The organism is Halopseudomonas litoralis (assembly GCF_900105005.1).
Lineage (GTDB): Bacteria > Pseudomonadota > Gammaproteobacteria > Pseudomonadales > Pseudomonadaceae > Halopseudomonas > Halopseudomonas litoralis.
The window spans coordinates 3,209,165-3,233,540 of record NZ_LT629748.1 but is presented as its reverse complement, the minus strand read 5'-3'; the positions used below and the strand labels follow the sequence as shown (position 1 = coordinate 3,233,540).

The 24,376-nt window shown below is 56.9% G+C and carries 21 protein-coding genes; 9 read left to right on the top strand and 12 right to left on the bottom strand.

Translation table 11 applies throughout. The features are described from left to right. Positions 1-19 precede the first annotated feature (19 nt). The 6 genes from BLU11_RS15455 to BLU11_RS15430 all read left to right on the top strand — a co-directional run bounded on the left by BLU11_RS15455 (position 20) and on the right by BLU11_RS15430 (position 8,071). Entirely contained in the window at positions 20-1,387 is a 1,368-nt protein-coding gene (locus BLU11_RS15455; protein WP_090274902.1) for a DUF1329 domain-containing protein, read from the top strand. A gap of 120 nt (positions 1,388-1,507) precedes the next feature. Continuing rightward, entirely contained in the window at positions 1,508-2,692 is a 1,185-nt protein-coding gene (locus BLU11_RS15450) for a YCF48-related protein (protein WP_231702217.1), read from the top strand. Between the two features lie 142 nt (positions 2,693-2,834). Then, the gene (locus BLU11_RS15445; protein WP_090274900.1) at positions 2,835-5,351 is read left to right on the top strand and encodes an efflux RND transporter permease subunit; all 2,517 of its coding nucleotides are present in this window, start codon (positions 2,835-2,837) and stop codon (positions 5,349-5,351) included. A gap of 72 nt (positions 5,352-5,423) precedes the next feature. Continuing rightward, positions 5,424-6,389 (top strand): VOC family protein, encoded by a 966-nt coding sequence (locus BLU11_RS15440; protein ID WP_090274898.1) that lies wholly within the window; start codon positions 5,424-5,426, stop codon positions 6,387-6,389. Between the two features lies 1 nt (position 6,390). Further along, positions 6,391-7,203 carry an enoyl-CoA hydratase/isomerase family protein gene (locus tag BLU11_RS15435; RefSeq protein WP_090274896.1) on the top strand — a complete coding sequence of 271 codons (813 nt, stop codon included), beginning with the start codon at positions 6,391-6,393 and terminating at the stop codon, positions 7,201-7,203. A gap of 37 nt (positions 7,204-7,240) precedes the next feature. Further along, positions 7,241-8,071, top strand: coding sequence for an SDR family NAD(P)-dependent oxidoreductase (locus BLU11_RS15430; RefSeq protein ID WP_090274894.1), 831 nt, complete (start codon positions 7,241-7,243; stop codon positions 8,069-8,071). Between the two features lie 49 nt (positions 8,072-8,120). On the opposite strand, the gene BLU11_RS15425 is transcribed toward BLU11_RS15430, so the two are convergent. Next, positions 8,121-8,762, bottom strand: coding sequence for a TetR/AcrR family transcriptional regulator (locus tag BLU11_RS15425; protein ID WP_090274892.1), 642 nt, complete (start codon positions 8,760-8,762; stop codon positions 8,121-8,123). Positions 8,763-8,878: 116 nt separating this feature from the next. Between BLU11_RS15425 and BLU11_RS15420 the strand changes: the two genes are divergently transcribed. Further along, the gene (locus BLU11_RS15420; RefSeq protein ID WP_090274890.1) at positions 8,879-9,658 is read left to right on the top strand and encodes an SDR family oxidoreductase; all 780 of its coding nucleotides are present in this window, start codon (positions 8,879-8,881) and stop codon (positions 9,656-9,658) included. Between the two features lie 2 nt (positions 9,659-9,660). Here BLU11_RS15420 and BLU11_RS15415 read toward each other — a convergent pair whose 3' ends face one another. Then, positions 9,661-10,056, bottom strand: a complete 396-nt coding sequence (locus tag BLU11_RS15415) for a VOC family protein (RefSeq protein WP_226944614.1) — start codon at positions 10,054-10,056, stop codon at positions 9,661-9,663. Between the two features lie 84 nt (positions 10,057-10,140). Then, entirely contained in the window at positions 10,141-10,497 is a 357-nt protein-coding gene (locus BLU11_RS15410) for a hypothetical protein (protein WP_090274886.1), read from the bottom strand. A gap of 266 nt (positions 10,498-10,763) precedes the next feature. On the opposite strand from BLU11_RS15410, the gene BLU11_RS15405 reads away from it, so the two are divergent. Next, the gene (locus BLU11_RS15405) at positions 10,764-11,660 is read left to right on the top strand and encodes a helix-turn-helix domain-containing protein (RefSeq protein ID WP_090274884.1); all 897 of its coding nucleotides are present in this window, start codon (positions 10,764-10,766) and stop codon (positions 11,658-11,660) included. Between the two features lie 10 nt (positions 11,661-11,670). On the opposite strand, the gene BLU11_RS15400 is transcribed toward BLU11_RS15405, so the two are convergent. The 9 genes from BLU11_RS15400 to BLU11_RS15360 all read right to left on the bottom strand — a co-directional run bounded on the left by BLU11_RS15400 (position 11,671) and on the right by BLU11_RS15360 (position 22,221). Further along, positions 11,671-12,924: an MFS transporter gene (locus BLU11_RS15400; RefSeq protein WP_090274883.1), complete on the bottom strand. Its 1,254-nt coding sequence runs from the start codon at positions 12,922-12,924 to the stop codon at positions 11,671-11,673. Positions 12,925-12,967: 43 nt separating this feature from the next. After that, a complete protein-coding gene (locus tag BLU11_RS15395; RefSeq protein WP_090274881.1) occupies positions 12,968-13,813 on the bottom strand; it encodes an SDR family NAD(P)-dependent oxidoreductase in 846 nt (281 codons plus the stop codon). Between the two features lie 30 nt (positions 13,814-13,843). Then, positions 13,844-15,211, bottom strand: coding sequence for a phosphotransferase family protein (locus BLU11_RS15390; RefSeq protein ID WP_090276572.1), 1,368 nt, complete (start codon positions 15,209-15,211; stop codon positions 13,844-13,846). 70 nt (positions 15,212-15,281) lie between these two features. After that, entirely contained in the window at positions 15,282-15,728 is a 447-nt protein-coding gene (locus BLU11_RS15385; protein ID WP_090274879.1) for a nuclear transport factor 2 family protein, read from the bottom strand. 37 nt (positions 15,729-15,765) lie between these two features. Next, positions 15,766-16,563 (bottom strand): SDR family NAD(P)-dependent oxidoreductase, encoded by a 798-nt coding sequence (locus BLU11_RS15380; protein ID WP_090274877.1) that lies wholly within the window; start codon positions 16,561-16,563, stop codon positions 15,766-15,768. 30 nt (positions 16,564-16,593) lie between these two features. Beyond that, positions 16,594-17,943 (bottom strand): DUF1329 domain-containing protein, encoded by a 1,350-nt coding sequence (locus tag BLU11_RS15375; protein ID WP_090274875.1) that lies wholly within the window; start codon positions 17,941-17,943, stop codon positions 16,594-16,596. Between the two features lie 44 nt (positions 17,944-17,987). Then, on the bottom strand, positions 17,988-19,649 hold the full coding sequence (locus BLU11_RS15370; RefSeq protein ID WP_090274873.1) for a DUF1302 domain-containing protein: 1,662 nt from the start codon (positions 19,647-19,649) through the stop codon (positions 17,988-17,990). Between the two features lie 232 nt (positions 19,650-19,881). Continuing rightward, positions 19,882-20,790, bottom strand: coding sequence for an alpha/beta hydrolase (locus tag BLU11_RS15365; protein WP_090274871.1), 909 nt, complete (start codon positions 20,788-20,790; stop codon positions 19,882-19,884). Positions 20,791-20,862: 72 nt separating this feature from the next. Next, positions 20,863-22,221 (bottom strand): DUF1329 domain-containing protein, encoded by a 1,359-nt coding sequence (locus tag BLU11_RS15360; RefSeq protein WP_090274869.1) that lies wholly within the window; start codon positions 22,219-22,221, stop codon positions 20,863-20,865. A 558-nt stretch (positions 22,222-22,779) separates the two neighbouring features. Here BLU11_RS15360 and BLU11_RS15355 point away from each other — a divergent pair. After that, positions 22,780-24,369 (top strand): phytoene desaturase family protein, encoded by a 1,590-nt coding sequence (locus BLU11_RS15355; protein ID WP_090274867.1) that lies wholly within the window; start codon positions 22,780-22,782, stop codon positions 24,367-24,369. Positions 24,370-24,376: the final 7 nt, after the last annotated feature.

Genomic DNA, 24,376 nt, shown 5'->3' with positions numbered 1-24,376 from the left:
CACAATATCGGAGCACGTTATGAAACTTCATTTTGCCTTAAGTATCGCTTTGACCGGGATGGCGGCGTATTCACTGGCCGCAGTGCCTGCGCAGGAGGTCGCCAAGCTTGGCGAGTCTCTTACGCTGCTCGGGGCGATTCAAGCGGGCAATGAAGCTGGCACTATCCCCCCTTTTGAAGGGGGGCTTCGTGAAGCTCCTGCTGGTTTCGAACCGGGTAGCGGTTATTGGGCGAATCCCTTCAAGGATGAAGAGCCATTGTTCCGTATCGATGCCAGCAACTATGAGCAGTACGCAGAACAGTTGAGTGCGGGCCAGATTGAATTGCTCAAGCGCAATCCAGACACCTATTACATGGATATCTACCCAAGCCACCGTACTGCGGCTCATCCCCAGGATGTTCTCGACGCCACCGTGCGCAATGCCACAACCTGTGAAACCGTGAAAGATGGTCTTGCCTTGGGACCGGAATGCCGGGGCGGTATACCGTTCCCGATTCCACAGACCGGGCACGAGGTGATGTGGAACCAGCAAACACGTTACAACGATGGTAAGTACGGTACCACTACCGCCTCTTCCAATAGCTGGATCGTAGCCTCCAACGGCACCGTGACCAAGGCTTCCGAGCAATCCACGTTCGTTGAGCGTCCTTACTATCAGACGGATCTGGAAGAACGTGATCCGCAGATGTACACCCGCGTGTATTCGGTAACCAAAGCACCTGCGCGCCGTGCCGGAGAGCTGACCGGATACACCGATTTCCTTGACCCGACCCAGCAACCACGTCGTGCCTGGAGCTATACCCCAGGGCAGCGCCGGGTCAAATTAGCCCCCGAATTTGCCTACGATACCCCGGTAGCCAGTATGGGCGGGCTGGAGCTGTTCGATGAACTCTTCATGTTTTCGGGCATGCAGGACCGCTTCGACTTCAATCTGGTTGGTAGAAAGGAGATGTACATTCCTTACAACAACTACGAGCTGTACTTTGACTGCGACGCCGACACCCAGCTGATGGCCTCCCACGTCAATCCCGAATGTGAGCGGTGGGAGCTGCACCGTGTATGGGAAGTGGAAGCGACGCTGAAAGAACGCAACCGTCACGTCTACAGCAAGCGGACCTACTACCTGGACGAAGACACCTATGGGGCTGGGCTGTATGACGCCTGGGACCAAAGTGGTCAGCTGTATCGTTCAATGATGCTCGGTGGCGTGCAGCTTTATAATCACGACATTCCCTACATAGTCAAACACTCAATCTATGACTTCAGCAAGGGCATGTACGGTTTGATCAATGACGCTCTCAATGGCGGCTATCAGGTACTGGAAAAGCCTCTTTCCGAGCGCGAGTTGAACCCTGAAGCGATCGTGGGCAGAGAGACCGTTCGCTAATCAGATCTGACCAAGGCAGCGCTGTTTCTCCAGGGACGGATAAAGCGCTGCCACTCAGTTACCGGTCGACCGTGGGAATCTCGCACATAGGGAACTCTAGGATTACCGAGGATAAAAATAATGAATGTATCCCGTCTGTTTAATTGGTTTCCTGGTAAGGGCTGCTCACGTGCCTCGCTCGCCATGGCAGGTGCCTGCTGTATTGGTCTGATGGTTCAGGTATTGCCGGTAATGGCTTCGGAGCAAGCTCCGCAGTCACCATCCGGTTTCCATGACCCGTTGCAGCAATCCGCTTTGGTTCAGGACGGCGCGCGCTCGCAACCTGCCCTGGCTGTTACCCGCGCTGGTGAGAATCTCGTGAGTGTCGGCCTGCGCGGGTTGATCATGATATCCCGCGATGATGGCGAAACCTGGATGCAGTCCCCGAGTCCGGTGGCTGTCGATCTGATTGAGGTGTATTTCCAGAATGAGCTAAATGGCTGGGCAGTCGGGCATGATTCTGTGCTGCTGGCAACCACCGATGGTGGGCTTACATGGGAAGTGCAGCTGGATGGCCGGCGTCTGGTCACTCTGCTCAAGGAATATTATGCCAACGCCGCGGACCTTGATGAGTTCGAAGCGGAAAGCATGCTCCGGGAAGTCGATCTTGCGACCAGCACTTCCTACAGTCCCGACATCATGGCCACGCCGTTCCTCGATGTATTTGTGAAGGAAAACGGCGAAGGATTCGTGCTGGGCGCCTTTGGCATGCTGTTGCGCACTACCGACAGCGGTGCTACTTGGACACCCTGGACCGAACATACCGAGAACGACCGTCGTATGCACCTGTACAGCATCGACATGCAGGGTGATCAGGCCTACATAAGCGGCGAGCAGGGGCTTGTCATGCGACTGGATCGTGAGCTTGGCCGTTTCGTTCGCCTGGAAACATCCTATGCCGGCACCTTCTTTGGTGTGCACGTTCGTGACGGCCTGGTCATGACGTACGGCCTGCGGGGCAATCTGTATGTCAGCCGAGATGAAGGTGCGACCTGGGATCAGGTTGAAACCCAGCAGCAAGCCAGCCTGGTGGATTCGCTGGAAGATGGGCCCTACCACTCGATATTGGTAAGCCAGCGCGGCGAATTGGTACGCCTGGATTCCCGCAGTCTTGAAACGGCCAGACTGGAGGTTCCCTTCACCGGGGAAGTGTCCTCCGCGGCCATGTTGAACGGCTCCAGAGAGTTGGTGGTTACCCAGTTCTCTGGTGTCAGAAAGATAGATATTAGCCAGCTCGGCAAGTCGATTCCAGTACCAGCGACTTGATGTAGTACCACACGGTTATTGACCTCGTAATTGAGGGAACCGGATGGCCGAGCCAGGAACGCCTATTAGTATCATTGAAATTTTATCCGGGATGCGCTGGCCTATGTGTTTGGTGGTCGCAATCTGACCTTTGGAGAAGAAAATGGTCGATCTGAATAACAATAACGGGATGCCGGTAGTACGTGACCTCCAAGACTTCGACAAAAGCTCGGGTAGCCTGTTTGAGCGCATTATTTTTCATAATCGAATACTAGTGCTCCTGACTTGTCTTCTGGTGACCATTGTGCTGGGCACGTTTGCTACCAAGCTGGATGTCAATGCCAGTTTCGAGCGAATGATCCCGGTCAATAATCCCTACATACAGAATTACCTCGAACACAAGAGTGAACTACCGGGCCTGGGTAATAACATCCGCGTGGTGGTTGCCAGCAAGAACGGCGATATTTATGACCCGGAATACCTGCAGGTGCTGCAGGAGGTGAATGACACGCTTTATCTGATTCCCGGCATTGATCGGTCCTGGATGCGGTCGCTGTGGATGCCTATCGTACGGTGGCGGGAAGTTACTGAGGATGGCATCAGTGGCGGTGCGGTTATGCCTTCCGACTACGACGGTAGCGAAACCAGCATCCGCGCCCTGAGACGCAACATTACCCGCGCCGGGTTGTCGGGCAGCCTGGTCGCCAATGACGCCAGTTCCAGCATGATCTTGGCGCCCCTGCTGGAGACCAATCCCCAGACCGGCGAGCCGCTGGATTACAGCGAGTTCTCTAAACAGCTCGAGGACAAAATCCGCTCATTTGAAAGCGACAATGTGGACATTCATATCGTCGGGTTCAGCAAGCTGGTCGGTGATCTGATCGAGGGCCTTCAAGCGGTAATGATGTTCTTCGGTATATCCGTAGTGGTGGCCGCACTCTTTGTGTATCTGTACACACATTGCGTACGCAGTACCCTGTTGCTGGTGAGCATAGCGATTACGGGGGTCGTCTGGCTTCTCGGTCTGATGCAGTTACTCGGTTATGAGCTGGACCCCTATTCCATTTTGGTGCCTTTCCTGATCTTTTCGATCGGCCTTTCCCACGGCACCCAGAAAATGAATGGCATCCTGCAGGATATTGGCCGTGGGACCCATAAGTATGTCGCTGCACGTTACACCTTCCGGCGGCTGTTTCTGACCGGGCTGACAGCACTGCTCGTAAACGTGGTGGGGTTCGCCGTTCTGGCCATCATCGACATTCCGGTTATCCGGGACTTGGCGCTGACGACCAGTATCGGTGTCACCGTCCTGATCTTCACCAAACTCATCCTAATTCCGGTTGCGTTGTCATACCTAGGCGTCAGCAAGAAAGCGGCGCGGATTGCCATCGAAAAAGACAAGAACATACAGCAGAATCGCAACTGGCAGGGCAAGGTGTGGCAGGGCCTGAACAGATTTACCGAACGCAAGTGGGCGATCATTGCCATAAGCGTCTCTGTGGTGATTACAGCGGTCAGCTCGGTAGCCATGCTCGATCTAAAAATAGGCGACCTGGATCCGGGTGCGCCGGAGCTTCGTCCTGACTCGCGCTATAATATGGATAACGCCTTTATCACCGCCAATTACGGTCTCTCGAGTGATCAATTCGTAGTCATCATGAAGACCGAAGCCGATGGGTGTCGTTTCTTCGGCCCATTGCAGACCATGGATGAGCTTGCCTGGCGTCTACGCCAGACCGAGGGGGTACAGACTACTACATCGCTGGCCGGTACCGTCCGCTCCATGACCTCTGGCATGGCTGAAGGCAGCGCCAAATGGTTGACCATAAGTCGTGATCAGGCGATTACCAACGCGTCAGTCGATGCTGCGATGATTTCCTCGCCGGGTACTACCAACCAGAACTGTTCGGTCACCCCCCTGATTGCTTATCTGACCGATCACAAGGCCGATACGCTGACGCGCGTCCTGAACGTCGTCGAGGAATTTTCCGCCGAGTACAATACCGGCCCTGATGCCGAGCATCCTGTGGAGTTCCTGCTGGCAGCGGGTAATGCGGGTATCGAGGCGGCAACCAACATCGAAGTTCGCCGCGGCATTATGGTTATGTACTTTGCGGTATACGGCGCAACTGCATTGCTATGTCTCATCACCTTCCGCAGCATCCGCGCGACCTTGGTCGCGCTCATCCCTCTGATCATGACAACCATCATCTGCAAGGCGCTGATGGTATGGCTCGGCATCGGCCTCAAGGTCGCGACGCTCCCGGTCATGGCAGTCGGCGTGGGGGTCGGGGTCGACTATGCACTCTATCTGCTCAGTGTTCAGCTGGCTGTCCAGGCACGTGGCGAGTCCCTTGCCGTAGCCTATCGCCGTTCTTTGGATTTCACTGGAAAGGTCGTGGCGTTGATTGGTTTGACCATGGCAGCAGGGGTTGTCACCTGGGCATGGTCACCCATCAAGTTCCAGGCTGACATGGGCATTTTGCTGACCTTCATGTTCCTGTGGAACATGCTCGGTGCCTTGATTCTGATCCCCGCGCTCTCGCACTTCCTTCTCCAGGATGTGGGAGCTCGGAACCGGAAAGGTGGCGCAGTGGCGTCGCCCGCAGACGTACCCATCGAGCGGCCTTCGTCTGAACCCGCACGCTACACAAAGCAGGAATCAGTGAATACCAATTGAAGTACAGCGCCAAGGAATGGCGCTTCCAACCTAACACTGAATTTTCGCTCCCCTGTAAAAATGGAGATAAAGATGTTCGAATTGCTGATGAGCGCCGACATGATGGTGCCAGACCCGGATGGAATGACCGAACTGCTGGTGGACAAGCTGGGCATCCACAAGCACGAGCGCTGGCGCCAGGCCTTTGATGACCATCCCTATATTGCCCACTTCCTGCGAGTGCACAAATCATTGGCGGTGTCACCGACCAGGGTCGAGCCGCAGTGGCATCTGGACCGCCCCAACCCCGGTGATCCGATGTTCCATGATTTCCTGGAAAGCCTGAAGGAGTACCAGGGCCGGCACCGTCCGATGCTGACTCACTCTATCGTGCTGAGCCTGCACGGGGATAAATTCGATGCGCTGGTGGCGAAACTGATGCGTCGGCGTCTACCGTTCCGAATGGCGCAACGCACGCCAGATATGCCCTTCGACCGCCTGTGGTTGGGAGCGTCGCCAGAAAAACCCGTCTACGATCCTATCGTCGATGGCGGATTGTGTATCGAGATCATGCCAATGGAGCCACTGCAGATGCCGGCCGAAACGTTCTCGGTACCCGCTCCGCAGCCGCTTGATTCCAAGCCCGGCGATATGGTGCGTGTTTCTGCCCGTGGCTATCTGGTGCGTGACCTTAACGAGACCCTTCGCCGGTGCTCTGCCAATCTTGATTGGGAACCCTCAGGTCCGGTTGAGCTGATGGAGGGCGAAGGGTATCGCCGCGCGCGCATGGGCTTCACCCTGGCTAACAGTGCCACGCTGGACATCATCGAAGCGACTCGCTGGAACAGTGAAGCCGGCCTGTACGTCAACAGCTGGGGTCCAGGCCCCTATTACATCCGCATCGCCGTAAACGATCTGGCGGCGAAGGCTGAAGATCTCCGGGCGCGGGGCACGGCGTTCAGCTGGATCGAGTCCAGCGATGCGGTGGGTGGCAAGTCGCTGATCAGGATCGATCCGTCTGAGCTTAGAGGGCAGTTGTTCGAGTTCGAGGAGTGCTGACATGAGCATTGAGGAAAGCCTGCCCGAAGTAATCAACGAAGCAGTGCAGATGCACTGTGATGGGGCCGTGGGGTGGGTGGTGCTCACCCGTCCTGGCCAGATCAACGCCATCAACGACGCTATTCGCGAGGGTGTTCCAGCGGCCCTCGAACGGCTGGAGAACGACCCCAGGATTCACGTCATAGTGATCCGCGGTGAGGGCGCGCGGGGGTTTTGCGCGGGGGCTGACATCAAGGAAAAGCGTGGTGTCGAGACCTCCATCCAGGTGCGAAAACGGATGGAGGGCGCCCGCTGGATCGAAGCTATCGATGCAGTAAGCAAGCCGGTTATCGTCGCGATTCAGGGTTACTGCATGGGCGGAGGCCTGGAATTGGCTCTAGCCTGTGATATCCGTTTTGCGTCGCCCAATGCGGTGCTGGCGCTGCCGGAAACCGGTCTGGGATTGATCCCGGGCGGCGGCGGTACGCAGCGTTTGTGCAGGGTGGTGGCGCCAGGTTATGCGCTTGATTTGCTGCTCACAGGTGAACGCCTGGATGCCGAAAGGGCGCGGCAGATTGGCTTGGTATCGCGTGTCGCCAAGACCGCTGAAACCTTGCTCGAGGAAGTGTCGGCGCTGGCGTTGCAGATCGCCGGCAAATCGCCAATGGCCTCGGTGTATGCAAAAAGAGCCGCGCGAGCTGCCTCGGAAGTCGATTTGAAAAAGGGTCTGGATCTCGAACTGGACCTGTTTTCGTTGCTGGCTACCACCAAGGATGCCAAGGAGGCTGCTCTGGCCTTTGCCGAGCGTCGCGCGCCGCAGTTCACCGGTGAGTGAAGCGGATCATCTCGTATCAAGCCAAGAGAAGAATAAAATGACAACAGACAAGCTCAAGGATCGTGTAGCGATCATCACCGGCGCTGGTGGTGGTCTGGGTGCCGAGTGCGCGCGGGTACTGGCCTCCCATGGTGCCGCCATCGCGATCGTCGATATCAATCAGGAAGCGGCGGCCAATGTGGCGGCAGAAATTGAATCGGCCGGTGGCCAGGCCATTGCCATACGCACCGATGTATCCAGCGAAGACGACGTCAAGGCGATGGTCGAACAGGTGATGAACCGGTTCGGCCGTATCGATGTGCTGCACAACAATGCCGCTGTGCTGGATGTGAACCAACGCCAGAAAGACCGCGATATCTGCAACCTGGATATGGACGCCTTTGATCGCGCTATCGCGGTGAATTTGCGCGGCGCCGTGCTGTGTTCCAAGCATGTCATTCCGGTGATGCTGAAACAGGGCAAGGGCTCGGTAATCTTTGCTACCTCCGGACTGGGTGCCCAAGGGGATCTGTCCCTGACCGGCTACGCGTCAACCAAGGCTGCTTTGAACATGCTGCCCAAGCTGGTAGCGGCGCAGTACGGCAAGCTGGGTGTGCGCGGCAACGCGGTGCAGATTGGTCTGGCGCCTGCGGAAAACGCCCACAGCTCCATGCCGCCCGAGCTGCTGAGTATCCTGCGCGACAATCACCTGACGCCTGAACTGGGCACCCCCCGCCAGATCGCTGACGTGGTGGCCTTTCTCGCCTGCGACGAGTCATCGTTCGTGACGGGTACCACCCTGGTAGCAGATGGCGGTTTTGGCAGTCACACGCCTTCACTGGTGGCAATGCGCGCCTTCTTCGAGCAGTCGGACCGCAGCGGCATGTAATGGAATACGCGGCTCTGGTTAGCGCCCCCTAACCGGGGCGCTACAGGCATCAGGCCTGTCGCCTGATGCTCGCAAGAATGAAGTTGGCTGAGTGTTCACGCCAGATCCGCATGCCATCCTCCGAGGTAGTATCAAAGCCGACCAGGACGGACATGGTGTAATGATTGGTGAACCCGCCGGACATCAGCAGCGCGGAACTCGCCAGAAACAGACGGGCATCGATATCCTGCTTGAACACGCCAGCTTCGATTCCATGCTTGAGAACCGCTGAAAACTTGATAACAAGCGCCGGGGATTCGCTGGTGAAGCTGTTGGGCCTGGTCTCCGACGCTTCGTGATAGCGTATGCCTTCCAGGGCCAGAGCGCCCAGGAGCGGATCTTCCATATATTGGTCAAAGCAGCAATTGAGCAATCTCCGCAGCGCTTCTTCCGGCGGCAGTTCATTGATATCAAGGGCGATCAGTTCCTGCATTATCTGTTGCGAGGCGTCATCCAGGACGGTTGAAAACAACACTTCCTTGGAGCCGTAATAGTGATAAACCAGTTGTTTGGTGACGCCGGCTTCGCGGGCGATATCTTCTACCCGGGCGCCCGCCAGGCCTTTCAGAGCAAAGATTTGCCTGGCGGCGGCGAGCAGACGATTCATGGTATCCCGCTTGCCAGGTTCTGCACGGGTTGACGGGTTGCTCATTGTATTTCGTCTCCGGTTTCATGGATAAAACATCAGGCGTCAGTGCCATCAGCATAAAGGATTGCGGCCTCGCTGTAATGAACGCAAGCCGCTGGCGAGTCGCCACGGGAGTAGATATGGATCTGAATATTGCCGGTTGCAAAGCCATTGTCTGTGCCTCTTCGCGGGGCCTGGGTAAGGCGTGCGCCATGGCGCTGGCAGCTGAAGGATGCGAGGTTTTCATCAACGGCCGTGACGCCGCCAGTTTGAATGAGACTGCGATGGCAATCCGTGACAGCACGGGTCTTGAGGTGATTCAGGTGGTGGCGGATCTCAACACCAGCGCTGGCCGGGAGACACTCCTTGCGGCTTGCCCCGCTCCGGATATTCTGATCACCAATAATGGTGGGCCCGCGCCGGGCAAATTCCAGGACTGGGACCTCGATTGCTGGCAGCAAGCGCTGGAGGCCAATATGCTCGGCGCCATCCTATTGATTCAGGCAGTCGTTGAAGGAATGCGCGAGCGTCGTTTTGGTCGGATCGTCAATATCACCTCGGCCATGGTCAAGTCCCCGCGGTTGCCAATGGGTCTCTCGACAGCGGCCAGGGCCGGGCTGACGGCGTTCTCGAAGGCCCTGTCGGTGGAGGTCATCCGTGACAATGTCACGATCAACAACCTTTTGCCCGAACGCATCGCGACCGATCGGCTGGTCTATATGACCAGCCAGTTGGCAAAGCACAAGGGTATCAGCCTGGAGGAGGCGAGAGCCGAGATGCTCAAACCGGTTCCGGCGCGGCGTTTCGGCACCCCTGAGGAATTCGCCGCCGCCTGTGCTTTTCTGTGCGCGGCTCAGGCTGGTTACATTACAGGGCAGAATTTGCAGCTGGATGGCGGGGCTTACACCGGCCTGATTTGAAATCAGGCTTTGCTTCTGGTTTTCCAATCGGCTGGAGCCTGCTCTGCGGGGGCAAAATCGAGTTCGACGTCCACGTCATTGGGGTCTTTGAAGAACACCTGCCAGGTCCGGACGTCCCCCGGCGCGCGGATGATTCGATAACGAATGGCGTGCCGGTCGAGTTTGTTTAATGTCTCTGTCAAACCTTGCGCAAAGAACGCCATATGATCCAGCACACCGCGGCGAGGGTTGGGCATGTTATTTATTGCGATGACGTGAAGCACAGGGTGGCCCTTGGCGTAAAGCCACAGCCCGGGCCTTGGAAAGGGCGGCCTTGGTCCCACTTCGAGTCCAAGCAGGTTCACGTAGAACTGTTGTGTCTCCTCGAGCTGGTCAGTGACGATGGTGAAGTGGTCCATTCTGAGAATCATGGCTTGCCTGCCGTCTTTATGGAGTTTGCCTATTGCGGGCTAACCACATGGTTAGCCCGCAATAGAGGTACGTTACTCTTCTTCGTTGCAGATCAGTTTCGCTCGCATCGTAGCGCTTGCATAACTGCCGTCCAACCGCAGAACGGCCGACGCACCTGCCTTGATGGGAGTCATTGGAGATTCAGAAGCCGCAGTTTCGGCAGGCCCCGGATCTAACTGACAGGTCACGCTGGAATCACCGTTATTGGTTACCTGAAGCACTTGGGTACCGGCTGTTCCTCCAGGCCCTGGAGTGGTAGCAGTACTGTCACCGATTATCTTCGTTTCGATATCCAGACCGTTCAGTTCCTCGTCCAGCTCGATATCTTGCGCGAAAGCCACAAATGGCAGGCAAGCGAGCAAGCCTAATGTCGTCGCAATCTTCTTCATTATAATTCTCCTGCTATTTTGGGAAGGACATTAAATGTAGAGACGCTACCCACTCAGGAGTTCCTGAAATTTGCTCCAAGAAGTTTGGATTTGTTCGACGAAAAGAGCAAGTTCTCGCTTTGCTATTTATTTTAAAAAAGTAGTTTCAGGTATTGGTTTTTCGAATGCCTGAAACTGTTATTTTTGGATTGTTTATTACGCTTGAATGATTATGATGAAGTGTAAATATCAGTGTTCAATAAAAATAATCTCTGAGATGCCTCTTTATGTATTCAGTACATTACGATGAACACGATCCGTCCGCCGCTGGAGAGTTTCTGACAGAATATCGACTGGTGAATGACGGCTTTGACATACGTATTGAACATGCGCACTGGTCGAATTCCGGCACCGCGGTGATTCATGCGAAGAGCAGCTGTCTGCTGCGTCTGGTGCTACCGACACCAGCAAGACGATGGTCTCCTTTTTCGGATAACAAAGGCCGTTTTTCCGACCTCAGCTGTGAGTTTCAGCCGCTAGGGCAGGCGCTATTTCTACCGAGGGATACGGAATTTCAGTTTTGTCACGGTGTATCCGAATACAAAGCCATGATATGTCTGTTCGATCCTGGAATCATGGGACCGCTGGCTGGGGTCCAGTGGCAGTGGGATGGATGTCTGAGCGACAGCATGCTGAATCTGGAGAGCCCCTACCTTAGGATGTCACTGCAGCGTCTCGCCCAGGAGGTCGCTGCACCCGGTTTTGCCAGCGAACTGCATACCGAGTGCCTGCTGACGGGTGTCGCGCTTGATTTGCATCGGCAGTTTCTGAGTTCTCAGGTTACCGCTGATTCAGGGAAATTGAGCCCCAGGCAGTTGAGAACGCTGCGCGAAATGGTCGAGACGGAACCTGAACACAGCAGCTCCCTCAAGCAACTAGCAGACGCGCTCGATATGCCGGCCAGACGTCTTTCGGAGCAGTTCAAGAACACCACTGGTCTCACGCTACGCCAATTTGCAGCGCAGGCTCGTATCCGCCGCGCAAAGTCACTGCTGCTCGATAGCAAGGTGTTAATCAAGCAGATCTCCTATCAAACCGGGTTCCTCAATCCGGCCTCCTTTACGGCAGCGTTCCGCAAGGAGGTCGGCATGACCCCTGAAGCCTTTCGTCAAATGCACCGGTAAGCAGTTGTCCTCAGTAAGCGGGCACGGCGTCGTCGCGGCGAAATACCGGGTAACCGCCGAGCGTCAGTAGCATCAGGGGTCCGACAACAAAGCAAACGGTGCTGAAGGCCAGCAGGCCGGAGTAGTCGCCAGTAAGACTGTAGAGCGCGCCAAACAGCAACGGCGCTCCGGCAGCACCCGCTGTGATCAGACCCAGGTGAACACCAAAGAGCCGGCCATAGTCACGCATGCCGAAATAACGGGCGATAAGAAAGGCTGCGATGTCGAACTCCGCACCTGCACCTATGCCTACCAGCAAGGTAGCCAGAACATAGAGCCCGGTATTGCCGCTGGTCAGAGCGAAAATCAGACAGGCAACAGCGGGCATAAGTAGGGCTATGGCCGCTACGCCCGGGGCCCACAAACGATCAATCAGATAGCCCACTACCAGTCTTCCGAAGATCAGCGAAATACCGAAGGCACTGAAAATCTGTCCGGCCTCAACGGCGTTAAGCCCTCTGTCCTGCAGCAGCGGGATTATATTGGTTACCAGTCCGACCACGCAGGCTACCACCAGGGTCATGGACAGGTTGCACACCCAGAAGCGCCAGGATTTTAGCGCCTCACTCAGCAGCATGCCGCTGGATGGGCTCTGGGGCTTGGGTTGTCCCACCAAAGCCGCACTATTTTCTGACCTGACAGGCATCAACCAGCGCAAGGTTAGCGGCAGAGCTATCAGGACCGGCAGCAGCGACAGCGCGATAAATCCGGCTTGCCAGTTCCAGGTTGATACAGCCCAGGTGACCAGTAGCGGCAACCCGGCTGCGGCGAGTCCTGAGCCGCTGAGAATGATGGCCAGAGCCAGTCCACGATTTTCTACAAACCAGAGATTGACCAAGTGGGACCAGGTGATCTGCAAAGTTCCCAGACCCGCCAGAGGTACCAGGAAGTAACCCAGATACAGGCTCCATATTGTGGTTTGCACCTGGGTAAGTAGAACCATGCTGATTGACAGAGCGATCAATGACAGGATGGTGACGATACGCAAACCAAATTTCAGGTTGAGCCATCCCGCCAGCTGAGCCGCGACTATGGTGCCGAGCGATAGAGCGGTGATGGCGGCCTGCAACTCGCTGCGGCCCCAGTCCATTGCCTGTTCCAGCGGTATTATCATTGCGCTGAAGCTATATAGCAGCAAGGAGCTGGAGCTGGTCGCTACGCCGACGGCAGCGAGAATGAGGATCTTCCAGCCGATTTTGAATTCTCTGTTATCAAACTGTTTCATGGTCTCTGCCCGTTCAGGATAATTTAAGATAATGGGAATGGCGTTAGTCGTTGCCAATAAACTGAGCCGCCTCGGCACTTTTTCTCATCACATGGTCTCGCCTCAGGCTGCCGGGCGAGGCTGCGCCTGCCGCAACCGCCATATCTTCGGGATGAATCAGCGTCGGCCCGTTCCGCAGTTCCTGCAGAGCCAGGCGGGCGATGTCGTCCGCCTGCGGCAATGGCATGGTCATGGCATTGGGAATATTCAATCGTTGCATGGTCTCGCGCATCGTTGGCGTATCCACGGTGCTGATCAGCAGATTGAGCACATCGACGCCCCGATCCTTCCACTCGGCCCAAAGCGATTCACCTAGATTGAGCGAAAAGGCCTTTGTTGCTGAATACATCCCCAGCTTGCGCATGCCACCCAGCGCCGCATGTGAACCCACCAGCAGAAACCCGCCACGGCCTTGCTCTATCATCCGGCCGCCAAATGCGTGACTGATCTCCATGACCGTCTGCGTGTTCATCCTGAGCAGCTTCATCCAATGCTCAGTAGAGGTGTTGAGAAACTGGCTGATAAAGGGATCACCGCCGGCGTTGTATATCACCAGACCGACCTGACGGGCGCCGATGGCTCCTAGCAGCCTTGAGGTGGCATCCGCTGCCGACAGGTCCTGCGTCACGCATAACGCCTGAATGCCGTGCTGCGCTTCGAGCTCGGCTTTGAGGGACTCAAGCGCTGTCTCGTTTCGGGCGACCAGGATGCAATTCAGGCCCTGCGCTGCGATCTGGCGCGCGAAGGCTGCACCGATGCCATGGGATGCCCCCGCGATGAGCGCCCAGTCACCATAACGCCGGTGAAATGCGGGCGCATCGTCCAGCTGGTTGATTATTTCTTCAGACATATCCGCTCCGGGTACGATCAGTGTCGAGGTTCATAGGGGGGGAAGGTCGATATGGCTGGCCGAGGCGCCAATAGCGGTGCCGCCAAACACCTGGACACGTCGTTCAATCTGCGAGGCAAAAAGTGCCAGCAGAGGCAGGTCATGCTCGGCGTTAGCTGCCGTCACGAAACTTTCCAGCGCCGCCTCCATTTCCTGGTGGTGGTCAAAGCGCTGGCCGAGTAGTGCTTCGGCTTCGCGCATGTCCTGGGCTTGCAGCTCCAGCATCATGGCGTCGGCCTTGCTTAGATATTCCACGATCTTGCGCACGGCGTTCAGCTTGGTCTTCTGGAAGGGATCATTCACTTCGACCTGTTCCACCGCATCACTCAGCATGCTCAGCAGTTCGGCGTTGGGTCCCTGTGGTTTGACGGGGGTGGCTGGCGTCTCGATTGCCACGCCCATTGCTTCGGCCAGGGCGTGGACCACTACGCGGCGCAGCGCAATGTCGAATTCAATATAGGTATCGTGGGGATCTCCCGGTTTTGGCGTAGCGACCGTCGAGGAGAACTGCATCGTACTGACGGTGGAGAACAGTAAGGTATGAAACCGCACAACGTCGGGTTCAGGCGGTTCGCCGCTAACCTGCTGGTAATATTCGTAGAGCGCTTTGAAAGGGCCTCCGAGTGGTTCGTAATTGTCCCGCATCCGCGCTGATGCCAGGTCGGCCAGCGGGTCGCCGATCATCGCGAACTCGAAATCATAGAGAGTGGTCAGCTTGCCGTTCTCGAACAGATATTGGCCCGAGTCGTACTGCACCAGGCTGGGCTTGGTGCGATGCTGCGGAACGTTGCGGCGCAGCCAGTTCAGGGCGAATTCCAGCAGCGGCTGCGGACGGGTTTTATTGCGTGCGTAAAGCGGGTAATACGCGTTAAGCCCGGCCAGCGAAATGGCTTCGGCACCCTCGGGCAGCTCGATTCCCTTGGCCACAAAGCGATCCAGTGGCAGCTGGTGCATGGCGACCATGGCGTCTATGTATTGCTTGGCCAGGCTCAGGCGTTCGGCGTCGTCCCTGGCGGAAGAGAGATCTCTAGTGCCGGGCACGGCTTGCATGACGATTGCCAGCGGGTCTTCGCAGAATCCATAGATATGCGGTGCCGGAACACCCTGCTGACCGATCAGCGCAAGAATATTTGCTTCGCGGCGCAGATCATCCGGAAACGGGCTGACGTCGCCGCCCCGATCGCCGCGGATGTGCAGTTTGAGTATTTCGTCGCCACGTTGGAGGTCCATATTCCAGGCAGGTCGCCAGCGCGGTAGCCGGTCTGTGCGGACCACGGTCCCGCCCAGCAGCGTTTCGACGAAACCACGTATCTTTTGTTCCGTCAACTGGTCGGCACTGGCATTATCTGATAAGGCCATGTTCATTGATTACTCCACGAATAAGCTTCTTGGACCTGGCGCCGGCCAGGTCTGTAAATGAATAGAGCGCTCAGGCCCCTGGGGCAGCCAGTTCCGGGCCGCCAACCTGCTCCAGGGATACACCCTTTTTCTTCGCCAGATCGGCGGTGTCGAGGTACTCGCGCCACGCCGTGATCTTCCCCTCGGTATTGAGCTCGTAAACTGCGACCATGGAATGCGGCATGGGTTTGCCGCTGGAAACGGCGTAGTCGTCCCGCTCGGTCATCACGATGCTGTCCGAGGACACAATGTTGCGAATGACACAGTGGTTGTGGGTGACGTAACTCATTTGCCGCTGGATCTCGTCACGTAGCGCCGCGCGGCCGCGAATCACTGGCCCGCCGGGAACCCAAAGCTGCCAGACTGCGTCTTCACGCATCATGTTCAGGATGGTGTCCAGCTGCGGGCGCGACGTAGCTGTGCCGTCACCCCATGCCGCGCAGAATTCCCTGATGATTTGTTCTTGTCGTAAGCCCATTGCAAAAATCTCCTCGGAGTAGGTTGAAGGTCTGCGCTCAGAGGTAGGCGCGGACTACCGGGACCATCGGCGTGCCGCAACTCATGCCGCCGTCGACGCGCATCAGGGTGCCGTTCACATAGCGCGCCTCATCCGAGGCGAGGAAGAGCGCCATATTGGCAATGTCTTCCGGCTCTCCCAGCTGCGGCACGTTCTGCAGGTCGAGGAAGGCGCGAGTCATCTCTTCATTGGCCCAGCCTTCGAGGGCAGCGGTACGGATCACGCCGGGCAGGATCGCGTTGCAGCGAACGCCCTGCTTGCCGAAGGTGGCGGCGATGGTTTGCACATACCAGTTGAGTGCCGCTTTGGACGCGCCGTAGCTGAACTGGGCGACTTCTCCGGCAATCGAGCTGGTGGACGAGGTGAAGATGATCGAACCGGAGCCTTGCTCCAGCATGTGGGGCAGGGCGTGCTTGCAGGCAAGAACGCCACCCAGCACGTTGACGCGCATGTTGTCGTGGAACAGCTCTTCATTGAAGTTGATAAAATCCACGTCCCGAGCTGTCGCGGGATTCTTGTTAACTGCGTTGTTGAACAGGATGTCGATCCGGCCGTAGGTCTCGATGGTGGTGGCTATCATCTGTTTGAGATCGGCCTCCTGGCCAACATCGACCTTGAGCGCCGTCGCTTCGTTGCCCGCGGCAGTGATGCTGTGGGCGACTTGATCTGCGGCGTCCGCATACAGGTCGGTCACTACAACCTTGGCGCCCTGAGCGGCAAATGCGATGGCGCTGGCGCGGCCGATACCGCTGCCGGCGCCAGTAATAACCGCTACTTTTTCAGCAAGTCTGTTCATGGAAAGCTCCAGTCTGGGATCAGGTAAGCGTTAGCGGCGCTGACCAGCGGCGATAGTCTGTGGATTGGCTTCGCGTTCCATAATGGGCGCATCGCGGTAGCGCGTCGGACCATTGCCGAACATTCCATACTGGCTGCGGGTGAAGTCATACAGCGAGTAGGAATCCTGCTGGGGATTATTGGGGATGCCATAGGCCTGAATGTTGTACTGCGCGCCCGAGCGGAACATTTCGCCGCTGTCATCCCAGGCGGCGTACAACGCTGCGCCGAAGGTGTCTTCGTCAATGTAATAACGGCGGGATTTCTGCGCGTGCCGCACACCTTCCTTGCGCTCAGCTGAAACTACCCAGGCGCGGTGCAGTTCCCAACGCTCGCAGGCCGGGTTGATGTGGTTTTCCATCAGCTTGGTGTCCATGTCGCACCCCCATTTCAACTCATAGTTGCTGTAGGGCAGGAACATTTCCTTTTTGCCTTCCAGCGTCCAGTTGAAACGATCCATCTTGCCGGAGAACAGAAAGATTTCGTCGTAGAAGGAGACGCTGCCGAAGGCGGCATTGGGCGTGTCGTAGGAAAATTCCGGAGCTTTGCGGATGCGTCGCTGTCCGGTCGAATAGCTCCAGGCGTAGCGATCATGCTCCACTGGATCAAGGTGATCCCAATACCCGGAGGCAGTGCCCGCCGTGCGAGCTGGGGCGACGATGCGTGACCAGATCCGGCTAGCGATCTTCGGGTCGCGTCCTTCCACATCCAATTGATAGAACGGTTTTTCACCGGTGGAACGGTTGGTATTGGTCAAGGTCACATGGCCCTGATTGACCACATAGGCGCTGTGATTCCAGTCCCAGCCGTTGATACCCTGATAGTTGAGCAGATAGTTCCACATCACCTGTTCGCCGCTCTCCGGAATCGGAAAGGGCAGCCCGCCACGGCAGGCTTCGCTGACGGATAACCCATCGTGCAGCGATTTGCATTCCGGATTGCCGGCATTGTCCACGGTTGCTGCTAGGAAGGCCTCTGGGAAAGCCGCGGTGCGGTGGGTCGGATAAATATCCATGTAATACGTTTCGGGATACTGTTTGAGCAGCTTCATCTGTCCAGAGGAAAGCTCGTCGACGAACTCATCGGCATTTTCGGCGGTAATGCGGAACAACGGGGCTTCGTTGGCGAACGGGTTAGGCCAGAATCCGTCACCTGGCTCCAGGCCGTCGGCTACTTCCAGCCCACCGGTGTAAGCGGGGATAGTGCCTGCATCGTTGCCGGCGGCTATCGCACCAAAGCGGGTAAGGTCCTGGCCCAGGTCATCGGCGGTCCATGTCTCATTACTCAGCGCCGGGGCAGCTATGACCGCGAGAAGGCTGATTGCAATCTGATTCATCTTCATGGAGTACTCCAAATTTTATTGTTATTGACTGGCGGGTTGTCGGCCTAGAAAGCAGTGCCCAGGGTTAACGATATCCAGTCGCGATCGGAGAGACCGATGCTGCCGTTACCTCCTATTACGGTGTTCCCAACGCCTGGAACGTTACGGGTGATGGTGTCAGAGCCGTAGCCGATGTAGGACAGGCTGATCTCGTAGCGCTCGTCGAGCAGACCCTTGATGCCTACCTTGAAGTTGTAATCGCCTTCGTTGCCACCGCCAGTGGCAGCATTGCCGGAAATGCCATAGTTGAGGCTCATTGGCGCGGAGATATTCCAGCCGGGCAGAACACCTAACCACTGAGGCGTGAAGTTGATCGCCAGCCCGGCGTAGTTGCGGGTAGCGCAACCCCAGTCCTTATCCTCGTCCACACAACCGCCATAGCCTTCGCCGCGGAACTGATCGGCGTTCTCGGTTACCTTGTCCAGATGGCTGTACGCGACCTCGGTAATCAGAGAACCGGTGTCCCATAGTGGTGTGGGAGGCAGCAGCCAGAGCGCATTGGCGACCATGTGCCAGGTGTCGCCTCGCGCGCCTTGGTTGTCTGCCAGATCGATCCGACTGGAAATCAGCGAAGCGTTTTCGCGATACGACAGGTCAACGCCCACCGAGGCACCTCCGAGTACCGGACCGGCTGACCAGCTCAAGCCGTAGAGCTTTATGTCTTCGGGGTAGACATAGCGAGCAGAGCCGGGCCCGGTTTGTAGACCCCAAGGGGTGTAGTCATCAAACTCTCGGTAGAACGCGCTGATATCCGACTGCATGAAATCGAGGCTGTAACGCGCCATGACGCCCCAGTTGCCGCGGTTGTCAGGTTCGAGCGGGTCTTCTATGGGAAAGGCAAAGCCGGGCGCAACGGGTAGGCGATCCGGGCCTGCAAGGGCGACATCGGCGGACGCCAGATAGGTTCCCCCTTCAGGTGCACGTGTTGAATCCCATTCCAGGAAGTATTGTGCCGCGAGGGAGAGCCGGTCAGTTACCTGGGCCTGGCCGGACAGTTGTGCCAGAGGCAAGAATATCTCGCGGGTTTCGGTGCCGGGGTTTGCCTGGGCTTTGCGGCCATCCAGAGGAGCCTGCGCGTAGGACACCGCATGCCCGGGAATCAACAGTCCATTGCCCCAGTAGAGGGTGTGCCGTCCAGCGCGGACGCTGACAGGCGCGTCGCCTACGTAGAACCGGGTAAATACAAAGGCGTCGAGGAGTTCACCGCTCAAGCCTCGGTGGTAGCGCTGGGTGTGGGAGGAATATCGGTCGTCGAAATAACTGGTGGTGCCCGGACCGGCAGGCGCACCAGGATAATAAACGTTGCCCGGATTGGTCTCGACGTCGGTATCGGCGTAGGCCTGATCGTACCAGGCCGCACCGCTGATGCGCAGGCCATGGTCGCTTTTATAGGCCAGCTCGAATTCGCTCATCACATCCAGACGATTGGTCACCACATCGCCGCGATCAAACTTGTAGTTCGATTCGTCGTAGGTGGCGTTGTTGCCGAGCGCGTTATCGCGACCCTCGGCGCGGACGCCCAGGTTGTAGCGAATGGTGTTGTCCCAGCGGCCGATCAAGTCAGGATTACCGGTATCGAATTCTGCTGCCTGGATCTTACTGATACAGACAAGCGAGACTGAGAGTCCTACAGCCTTGCTGAGCGATGACAACTCTGGCTTGAACATTAAGCTTCTCCGTTGATCTTGTTTTTATAATCTGACCCTTGTCAGTAAACGCGACAGGGGTGGAGGGAACAACGCCAATGCCTATCGCTGAACTGCCTGGACCTATCGATTAACTGCTTCGCGCAGCGATGGGCGTTGGCATTGCCTGTTGTGGAGAATCCGTTCGCCTGCTTGGCCGGCCGGACAAAGCCAATCCGGACCAATCCGGCCGGGCCTTAAAATAGTCGGCGGCTCAGTGCGCCTGCAGCCAGGTATCCATTGCCTGCCATACCTGCAATCGTGAGGAAGCCATGTTATGCATATGGGCCGCATGTCCGATGAGGGTGACCGTTCTGTCACTGGCATGGGGATAAAATGAGGCTTCGCGTTGCGGGTCAGGGCTGACATCCACTTCGCCGTAAAGCAGCAGCACCGGGCACTCGATGGCACCAGCTTCGTTCTCCACCGCACCTGGGGTAAGCGCCGCCAGAGCGAGTGTCACGGGCGTGAGACCAGCGTGCTGGTCGTCGCGCGCTATCAAATCCTCCGGTACATCAGACAGGTGAAAGAATCCACGCATTGTCTGCCGATCAGTCGGAATGTAGCCACCATCGGAAAGGCTCGCCTGGACGCTGGCTGCGTCAGTGTCGCCAAGCTCAAGGGGCAGGTTGCTCCATCCCGCAACGATCAGTCGCTCAAAACTTTTAAAACGACCCTGTTGATAAACCGAGAGCATCCCGCCCATCGAGTGACCCAGGCCGGACACACGCAGCTTGCTGTGCGGCGGCAGTTGCAGCCATTCGCCGTCCTGCAATGCACCAACGGCTTGCCGTGCAGCGAAGTTGCTGGCAGCGGCAATCATCTCCAACGTCAGTTGTTTTTCGGGTTCGGGCTTGCTGCTGTTACCCATTCCGAGGGTGTCCAGGGCCAGAACCAGATAGCCGCGTTCGGTCATGAATCTGGCGAAACTGTAGGAGGGGTCCAGATAGCTCGGATGGTAGTACTCACCGCAGCAGCTGCCGCCATGCAGGCACACCAGCAGGTCAACCGGGCGCTCGGTCGCTATTGCTTGATCTGGGGCGAACAATGAACCCGACAGGGTAACGGGTACGGAATAGGGCGTGAGATGGCTGACATTCCACGTCAGTTTGATTTGCCGCATGGGTCGATTCCTTTTAGCAAAGAAAAAGCCCTTCAGCTGCGAATGCAACTGAAGGGCTCTCGGGTCGTTCAATTAGCGCTGTGATTCACGGGATACGATCGCTTCCGGATTCAGCTCTCGCTCGCTTCTGGCTTCGGTCAGCACACGATAACCGCCGTCCATGCCGTCGTTGATGATGCCGTACATGCCCTTATTGAAGTCGAAAATGGTGTGTTTGACGATGTAGGGAATGTCGTGATCATAGAACTGCACACCGCCCATCATCATGGAGCGGTATAGTTCGCCGTTCTGATCCCATGCGTCATACAAGCCGGCTCCAAAGGTATCTTCATCCAGGTAGTAGGTACGCTTGCTGTAAACGTGGCGCATGCCCGGCTTGAGCGTTGCTTCAACTTCCCAGACGCGATGCTTCTCCCAGCGCTCGCATTCCGGATTGGCATGTGAGGTCTTGAATTGATCATCGCAGTTGAAGTAGAACTTGTAGGCGTTGTAAGGAATCAGCATCTCCTTTCTGCCAACCAGTTTGAAATCAAACCGGTCCTGCACGCCGGAGAACATGAAGAGCTCGTCGAACAGTTCCAGACCACCCATGCTGCCTACTGGGGTGTCGTAGTTGAACTCGGGGGCCAACTTCACGCGGCGCTGACCTGGCGTATAGCTCCACGCACGACGCGGCTGCTCGGTAGGGTCAAGGAAGTCCATCAGGCCGGTCAGTTCGCCGGCCTTGCGCGCAGGCGCCTTGGTCAGGGAATAAACGCGGTAGAACAATTCCGGATCGCGACCGGGAACGTCGATCTGATAATAAGGCCGCTCGACGAAGGTAGATTGGGTGGCTGTACGCGTAACGGTGCCGTTGCGGTCTACCACCCAGGTATTGGAAGCAGAGGTGGTAGTACCGTATTTACCGTCGTTGTATCGCACCAACAGGTTCCACATCATCTCGTTGCCGGTCTTCGCGATGGGGAAGGGGATCCCGCCACGGCAATCGGTTTCGAGCGCCAAGCCTTCCTTATAGGTGTCGCAAGTGGTGGCGTTACGGATGCTCGCGTCCATCACTTCCTTCGGATAGGCCGCTGTCCGGTGGGAGGGATAGATGTCCATGTAATATTCGGGATTGCGTTGCAGTACTTCCTTCTGCCCGGCACTCAGCAGATCAGCATACTCAGCCATGTTGGCTGAGGTAATGCGATACACGGGTTCTTCGTTCTTGAACGGATCCACCCAGAAACCGCTGCCTGGCTCGAAGCCTTCAGGTGCGGTGCGAAGTCCGCCTTCATAAGCAGGAATGCTTCCGTCGGCGTTGCCTGCCTGGATTGCCCCGACAGCTGTCAGACTTTGTCCGAGTTTTTGTGCTTCTTCAGGGCTGACGGCCGCGAAGGAGGTAGCAGATATCCCGCTCAGTAAGAGGCCGATAGCGATCTTCAGTTTCATGAAAGTTCTCCGTTATTGATGTTGTTAGAGGGAGTGTTGCTGGATCCAAGCCAATCGCCGACAGCGATCGAAGGACCCATAGCTCCGCTACCACTGCAGAGGGGAAATGTCTGATTTAAGAGAGTGTGGGGAAAGCGCGGGGTACATTGATCCATCAGCGCTTGAAAAAGCGCTGAAAAATGCACTGACCATGATGACCGTCCGGAATGATCCAGATCTGTTCTCATTGTTCTGTCCTTTTATTTTTATTTTCTACCGGCCGATTGCCTGTTGCGCAGCCCGAAGAACATCGGATAGATCGTTCGGACTGTTAGCAATGCCTGAGCAGACCCTATCAGAGATCTTTTTTTAATTCCATATGCAGATTAAAATTCTGCAATAAGAATTGCAGGTGCTATGGTAAAGGCACTTTGGTGGGGATCCTGTGCAGCGCTAATCGTTTTACTCAGAGTAAAACGGTTGCGCAGCGCCTGATCCGACCTTGTTATAGGGTGCTCATCATTCTCAGGTATGTGGCCATGCCATGACCCAGCGCAGAGGTTTGAAAGGGATACAACCATGAATAACAACAAGATTGATTTTGATGTGATTATTGTTGGTGGGGGCACCAACGGGCTGTCGGCGGGCTGCTACCTCGGCCTCGAAGGGAAAAAAACCCTGGTGCTTGAGGCGCTCGATAAAGTGGGTGGCATGGCATCGTCGGGATATCTAATCCCTGAAGCGCCCGAGCATCTTGTACACCCTTGCGCTTTGGACATGATGTCAATGCGTGTTCACTCCCAGGTCCCCCAGGAACTGGACCTTGAGCGCCACGGATTCAAGGCGATCGAACTGGCGCCAGGGTACGTGTACCTCCACCCGGATGGGAGTTCCCTGGTGTTCTGGCGAGACCGCCTGAAGACCGCTGCGGAGATCAGGCGCTACAGTGAGAAAGATGCCGAGGCGTTTCTGGAGTTCATGAACGTTATCGACATGTTTCTCGAAATTGCACTCCCGATGATGCGTGTTGATCCAGCCAAGCTGAACCTGAGTGCCAAGCTGAAAGTTGTGAGCAGCGCCCTGAAAAACCGCAAACTCAAGCCTGAATTGATGGCCTTGATGACAGGCTCCGCTCACCAGGCTGCGCGTGAACGCTTTGAACATCCTGTAACCATTTCTGCGATGTGCGCCTTGACCGGCCTGGCCGGTGATATTACCGCTGATGGTGGCGGCATCTACTATGCCTTGCTGGGCTTTCTTCACCGCTTTGGTGTGGGTCGTGTGCTCGGTGGCATGCAGCAACTGAGCAATGCCATGCGCGCCAGGCTTGAGGAACTGGGCGGGCAGGTCATCACCTCTGCAACCGTGACAGAAATCGTCTCCAGCCAGGGCATGGTGAAGGGTGTCAAGCTGGCCGATGGACGCGAATTCATGGCCCGCTCGGTGATCGCCGGCTGCCATCCCAAGGTGGCGTTGGAGATGGTGACGGCTGGCGAGATGCCAAAGCATCTGCTTACTCGTATCGCCATGGCGCCGGCTAATGCCAAGGGCTCCGGACCGCTCAAGGTGGATGTGGCGCTGGACAGTCAGATTTCCGTCCCGCGCTTCGAAGCAGCCCGGAGCGACGGCATCGATCTGCGCAAGACCTGCCTGCTGATCGGCACCGAAGAAGCCGTGCTGGAAAACTTTACGGCCTGCGCTCGGGGCGAAGTGCCGACTCTCCCGTACATCACTCTGGCAGTTCCCAGCGCGGCAGACCCTTCCCAGGCTCCGGTCGGCCAGGACGTAATTTATATCTATCCTCCGGTCATGCCGGTCAATCCGAAGGAAGGGTGGGACAACATCAGGGAAGCCGTCGCGGATCAGATAATCGATCAGCTCTCGGCCTATGTAGAGGGTATCAAGGGACATGTCATAGGACGGCGGATCGAAGCCGCACCCGACTTTACCGCCCGTTTGAACACAGTGAATGGCTGTGTCGTACATATTGACACCACTTCCATGCGCTCCAGCACTATGCGCCCGGCTCACGGACTGGGTGGCGACACTCTGCCGGTGGCGGGACTGTATCTAGGCAGTGCCGGCATCCACCCCGGTGGCGGCGTGAACGGTATGGCCGGCCGGCTGGCAGCCAAGCGCGTGGCCAGTTATCTGGCGAAGAACCCCTAGCGGTCCA

Excerpts from the sequence above, each read along its gene's own strand:
- BLU11_RS15455 (WP_090274902.1), top strand. The coding sequence starts at position 20 with ATGAAACTTCATTTTGCCTTAAGTATCGCTTTGACCGGGATGGCGGCG.
- BLU11_RS15430 (WP_090274894.1), top strand. The coding sequence starts at position 7,241 with ATGACAACAGACAAGCTCAAGGATCGTGTAGCGATCATCACCGGCGCT.
- BLU11_RS15375 (WP_090274875.1), bottom strand. The coding sequence starts at position 17,943 with ATGAAGATGAATCAGATTGCAATCAGCCTTCTCGCGGTCATAGCTGCC.
- BLU11_RS15395 (WP_090274881.1), bottom strand. The coding sequence starts at position 13,813 with ATGTCTGAAGAAATAATCAACCAGCTGGACGATGCGCCCGCATTTCAC.
- BLU11_RS15420 (WP_090274890.1), top strand. The coding sequence starts at position 8,879 with ATGGATCTGAATATTGCCGGTTGCAAAGCCATTGTCTGTGCCTCTTCG.
- BLU11_RS15390 (WP_090276572.1), bottom strand. The coding sequence starts at position 15,211 with ATGGCCTTATCAGATAATGCCAGTGCCGACCAGTTGACGGAACAAAAG.
- BLU11_RS15380 (WP_090274877.1), bottom strand. The coding sequence starts at position 16,563 with ATGAACAGACTTGCTGAAAAAGTAGCGGTTATTACTGGCGCCGGCAGC.
- BLU11_RS15365 (WP_090274871.1), bottom strand. The coding sequence starts at position 20,790 with ATGCGGCAAATCAAACTGACGTGGAATGTCAGCCATCTCACGCCCTAT.
- BLU11_RS15405 (WP_090274884.1), top strand. The coding sequence starts at position 10,764 with ATGTATTCAGTACATTACGATGAACACGATCCGTCCGCCGCTGGAGAG.
- BLU11_RS15450 (WP_231702217.1), top strand. The coding sequence starts at position 1,508 with ATGAATGTATCCCGTCTGTTTAATTGGTTTCCTGGTAAGGGCTGCTCA.
- BLU11_RS15385 (WP_090274879.1), bottom strand. The coding sequence starts at position 15,728 with ATGGGCTTACGACAAGAACAAATCATCAGGGAATTCTGCGCGGCATGG.
- BLU11_RS15415 (WP_226944614.1), bottom strand. The coding sequence starts at position 10,056 with ATGGACCACTTCACCATCGTCACTGACCAGCTCGAGGAGACACAACAG.
- BLU11_RS15400 (WP_090274883.1), bottom strand. The coding sequence starts at position 12,924 with ATGAAACAGTTTGATAACAGAGAATTCAAAATCGGCTGGAAGATCCTC.
- BLU11_RS15445 (WP_090274900.1), top strand. The coding sequence starts at position 2,835 with ATGGTCGATCTGAATAACAATAACGGGATGCCGGTAGTACGTGACCTC.
- BLU11_RS15410 (WP_090274886.1), bottom strand. The coding sequence starts at position 10,497 with ATGAAGAAGATTGCGACGACATTAGGCTTGCTCGCTTGCCTGCCATTT.
- BLU11_RS15425 (WP_090274892.1), bottom strand. The coding sequence starts at position 8,762 with ATGAGCAACCCGTCAACCCGTGCAGAACCTGGCAAGCGGGATACCATG.
- BLU11_RS15440 (WP_090274898.1), top strand. The coding sequence starts at position 5,424 with ATGTTCGAATTGCTGATGAGCGCCGACATGATGGTGCCAGACCCGGAT.
- BLU11_RS15435 (WP_090274896.1), top strand. The coding sequence starts at position 6,391 with ATGAGCATTGAGGAAAGCCTGCCCGAAGTAATCAACGAAGCAGTGCAG.
- BLU11_RS15370 (WP_090274873.1), bottom strand. The coding sequence starts at position 19,649 with ATGTTCAAGCCAGAGTTGTCATCGCTCAGCAAGGCTGTAGGACTCTCA.
- BLU11_RS15360 (WP_090274869.1), bottom strand. The coding sequence starts at position 22,221 with ATGAAACTGAAGATCGCTATCGGCCTCTTACTGAGCGGGATATCTGCT.
- BLU11_RS15355 (WP_090274867.1), top strand. The coding sequence starts at position 22,780 with ATGAATAACAACAAGATTGATTTTGATGTGATTATTGTTGGTGGGGGC.